A 3318-nucleotide genomic window follows, 5' to 3' on the forward strand; every position below is an offset into this window, starting at 1 on the left:
CGCCAAATCGCAACGTCTCGCGCGTGGTAGCGCGGGTTCTCTTCTTGTTTATACGTCGTCTCATGCTCTTCATCTAAGATGAGCAGGCCGATGTTTTCGAGCGGGGCGAAGATGGCCGAACGTGCCCCGACGACGACATCGACTTCACGCCGCTTGATTTTCCGCCACTCATCATATTTCTCACCTTGCGACAAGGCGCTATGAAGGACGGCGACACGGTCGCCGAAGCGGCGTTTGAACCGCTTCACCATCATCGGCGTGAGCGAGATCTCCGGAACGAGCAAGATCGCCTGCTTGCCTTCATCGACGACTTGACCGATCGCTTCCAGATAGACTTCCGTTTTACCGCTACCGGTGACGCCATGCAGGAGCAACGTCTCCCCGGCTTCGGCGTCCCGGATGGCATGGACGGCCGTCGCTTGGCTGTCGTTCAGTTCGACCGTCTCGACGACTCGTTCGATCGTGGCGTACGGGTCGCGGTTCAGTTCGACCTCGGTCACGTTGATGGCACCGAGCGTCTCCATCTTTTGCAGTTGGGCGCGCGACAGCCCGATTTGACGTAATGACGACCAATACATGCGCGGCACGTCCTTAAGCAACTGAATCGCTTCTTGTTGCTTCTTCGCGCGGGCCGGGATGAGCGTCGCATCGATGAGCTCGATGACGAGATCGGTCTTGACCGTCCGTTTCTCTTTTAACACCGGTGCGAGCAAAATATCCCCTTTCTTGGCGAGCGCCAAGATGATGGACTGCGTCTCTTTCGGATATTCCGAAAGATGGGTGCCGGCCCGGACACCGTCCGGAAGCGTCTCACCTTTGATTTCTTTATCGTAACTCACTTTCAAAGCCGCCGGTAACATGGCAAGGAGCGCCGACGACCGGAAGCAGAGCGTCGTCTCTTTCACGTGGGTCGATAAGTCGAGCAACTCATCCGTCAGTGAGGACTCTTCGTCCAATAACGCTTCGAGCGGCTTCAAGCCTTCCCGTGTTCCTTCCGACACACCGGTCACGATGCCGAGCAGACGGCGTGAACCGAACGGGACCGAGACGCGCATCCCCGGTTCAATCAACGTCTCGAACTGGGTTGGGACCTCATAATCGAACGGACGATCGATTGTGATGACCGGGGCATCGACGTGGACGTGGGCGATCATCGTAAATCTTCCTTAAAGTGGGTGAGCAATTCAACGGCGAGCTCGCGTTTGCTTTGACGCGGCAAGCGGACATGGGCCCCGTCCGCGCGGAACAACATGACCTCGTTGTCGTCAGAGCGGAAGCCGATATCCGGCTCAGACACGTCGTTCGCGACGAGATAGTCGACCCGCTTGCGAGCGATCTTATCGCGTGCATGTTGTTCAAGGTTTTCCGTCTCGGCCGCGAAGCCGACGAGCAATTGATGCGTTTTCTTCTCCCCGAGCGTCTTCAAAATATCGGTCGTCTCAACGAGCTCGATTGTCAACGGGCCATGCACTTTTTTATGTTTCTCGGTATGGACCGTCTGCGGGCGATAGTCGGCGACGGCGGCCGATTTGATGACGAGGTCTTGGTCATCGTAGCGCGCGAGCACCGTCTCGAGCATGTCGGTCCCTGATTCGACCGGGATTGCGGTCACGCCGTCCGGTACAGGCACTTGAAGCGGACCGTGGACGAGCGTGACATAGGCGCCCATGTCACGGGCCGCTTCGGCGAGCGCGACGCCCATCTTGCCCGATGAGTCGTTTGATAGGAAACGGACCGGGTCGATGCGTTCGACCGTCGGCCCCGCCGTGATCAACACCCGCTTCCCGAGCAGATGTTTCGGGACGAACTGGCTCTCGATGATCCGGACGAGGTCTTCCGGTTCCGGCAAACGTCCTCCACCGATCCAACCGCAAGCGAGATTGCCGACGCCCGGCTCGATGATTTGATAGCCGAACGTTTTGAGCGTCTCGATATTACGGCGTGTGGCCGGGTGTTCCAGCATATTGACGTTCATCGCCGGTGAGACGATAACGGGGCACTTCGCCGCTAAGATCGAGGTCGTGATGAAGTCGTCGGCAATACCGGCCGCGAGTTTCGCGATCATGTTCGCCGTCGCCGGTGCAACAACGATCAAGTCACTTGTATCGACGACGTCGATGTGGGCAATCTTGGTCGGGTCGTGTTCCTCGAACACGTCGGTGTATACCGGATTTCGACTCAACGCCTGGAACGTCGCTTTCCCGACGAACTCCTCGGCAGAGGTCGTCATCGCCACGCGTACGTTCGCACCGGCCTGGACGAGTTTTGACGTGAGGGCGCACGCCTTATACGCCGCGATCCCACCGCTCACACAAAGCAAGATATTCCGATCGTTCAACATTCACATTTCTCCCCTTTATAGACAATGAGACCCAAGTCGCATCCGACTTGGGTCACAATTCATCCGTTGTTCTTTTCGTTCACGATGATTGTCGTGTCACCCGAGAATATTTCTTCTAGCGCTTGACCGACCGGCTTATACGATTTTGGCACGGCGATTTTCGCTGCTTTTCCGTCCTGAATTTGGCGGGCCCGCTTCGCGGCCACCGTCACGATCGTGTATTTCGACGGGATGATACGTTGTAAGGCATCAATCGAAGGGTATAACATTAAATGACCTCCATCATGGCTTTTTTATAGAGAGACGCGACACGTTCACGCTTACAATGCTCGGCCGTCACGATTGCCTTGATCCGGTCAATCGCTTTGTCCACTTCATCATTCGTAACGACGTAATCGTATGCATCCATCAATTCAATTTCTTCCCGGGCGACGAGCAAGCGTTGCTTGATCACATCTTCCGATTCCGTGCCTCGACCGACTAAGCGGTTGCGTAGTTCTTGCAAGCTTGGCGGAGCCAAGAATAAAAGACCGCTTCTGGAAAACGCTCTTTCACTTGGAAAGCGCCTTGGACTTCAATCTCGAGGATGACGTCTCTTCCGCTCTCGAGTGTCTCACGAACCCATTCAACCGGTGTCCCATAATAGTTGCCGACAAATTCAGCGTGCTCGAGCAATTGATCGTGCTCGATCATGTCTTCAAATTGTTCTCTCGTCTTAAAGAAGTAATGTACGCCTTCCACTTCCCCTTCACGCGGTTTCCGGGTCGTCGCCGAGACCGAATATTGAAGGTTGTTGTCCTCTTCCTCACGGAGTACGCGGCACACTGTCCCTTTTCCGACCCCGCTCGGGCCAGACAAGACGATTAATAATCCTCGTTCTTTAAAATTCACTGCAAGACCTCCATCTTCTAACATCACATTTAATTATAATAGCAGTCAATCAATTGTTCCGGCAAGAAGAAGTTCGGATTTCCTAC

Annotated in this window: 3 protein-coding genes and 1 pseudogene; all 4 read right to left on the reverse strand. The window is 55.3% G+C overall.

Annotation, left to right across the window (positions count from 1 at the left end):
• Positions 1 to 1154: primosomal protein N' family DNA-binding protein (locus B9Z54_RS13715; protein ID WP_162785216.1), on the reverse strand; the 1154-nt coding region annotated here is incomplete at its 3' end.
• Positions 1151 to 2341, reverse strand: coding sequence for a bifunctional phosphopantothenoylcysteine decarboxylase/phosphopantothenate--cysteine ligase CoaBC (gene coaBC, locus B9Z54_RS13720; protein WP_113928937.1), 1191 nt, complete (start codon positions 2339 to 2341; stop codon positions 1151 to 1153). The genes B9Z54_RS13715 and coaBC, both read right to left, overlap by 4 nt.
• 59 nt (positions 2342 to 2400) lie before the next feature.
• The gene (gene rpoZ / locus B9Z54_RS13725; protein WP_113928938.1) at positions 2401 to 2610 is read right to left on the reverse strand and encodes a DNA-directed RNA polymerase subunit omega; all 210 of its coding nucleotides are present in this window, start codon (positions 2608 to 2610) and stop codon (positions 2401 to 2403) included.
• Positions 2610 to 3256, reverse strand: a pseudogene (gmk, locus tag B9Z54_RS13730) (guanylate kinase). Before gmk ends, rpoZ begins: the two are co-directional and overlap by 1 nt.
• Between the last annotated feature and the right edge of the window lie 62 nt (positions 3257 to 3318).

Source organism: Bacillus sp. P14.5, assembly GCF_003316765.1.
GTDB lineage: Bacteria > Bacillota > Bacilli > Bacillales > Bacillaceae_B > Rossellomorea.

Coding starts and splice junctions, on each gene's coding strand:
- coaBC (WP_113928937.1), bottom strand. CDS start 2,341: ATGTTGAACGATCGGAATATCTTGCTTTGTGTGAGCGGTGGGATCGCG.
- rpoZ (WP_113928938.1), bottom strand. CDS start 2,610: ATGTTATACCCTTCGATTGATGCCTTACAACGTATCATCCCGTCGAAA.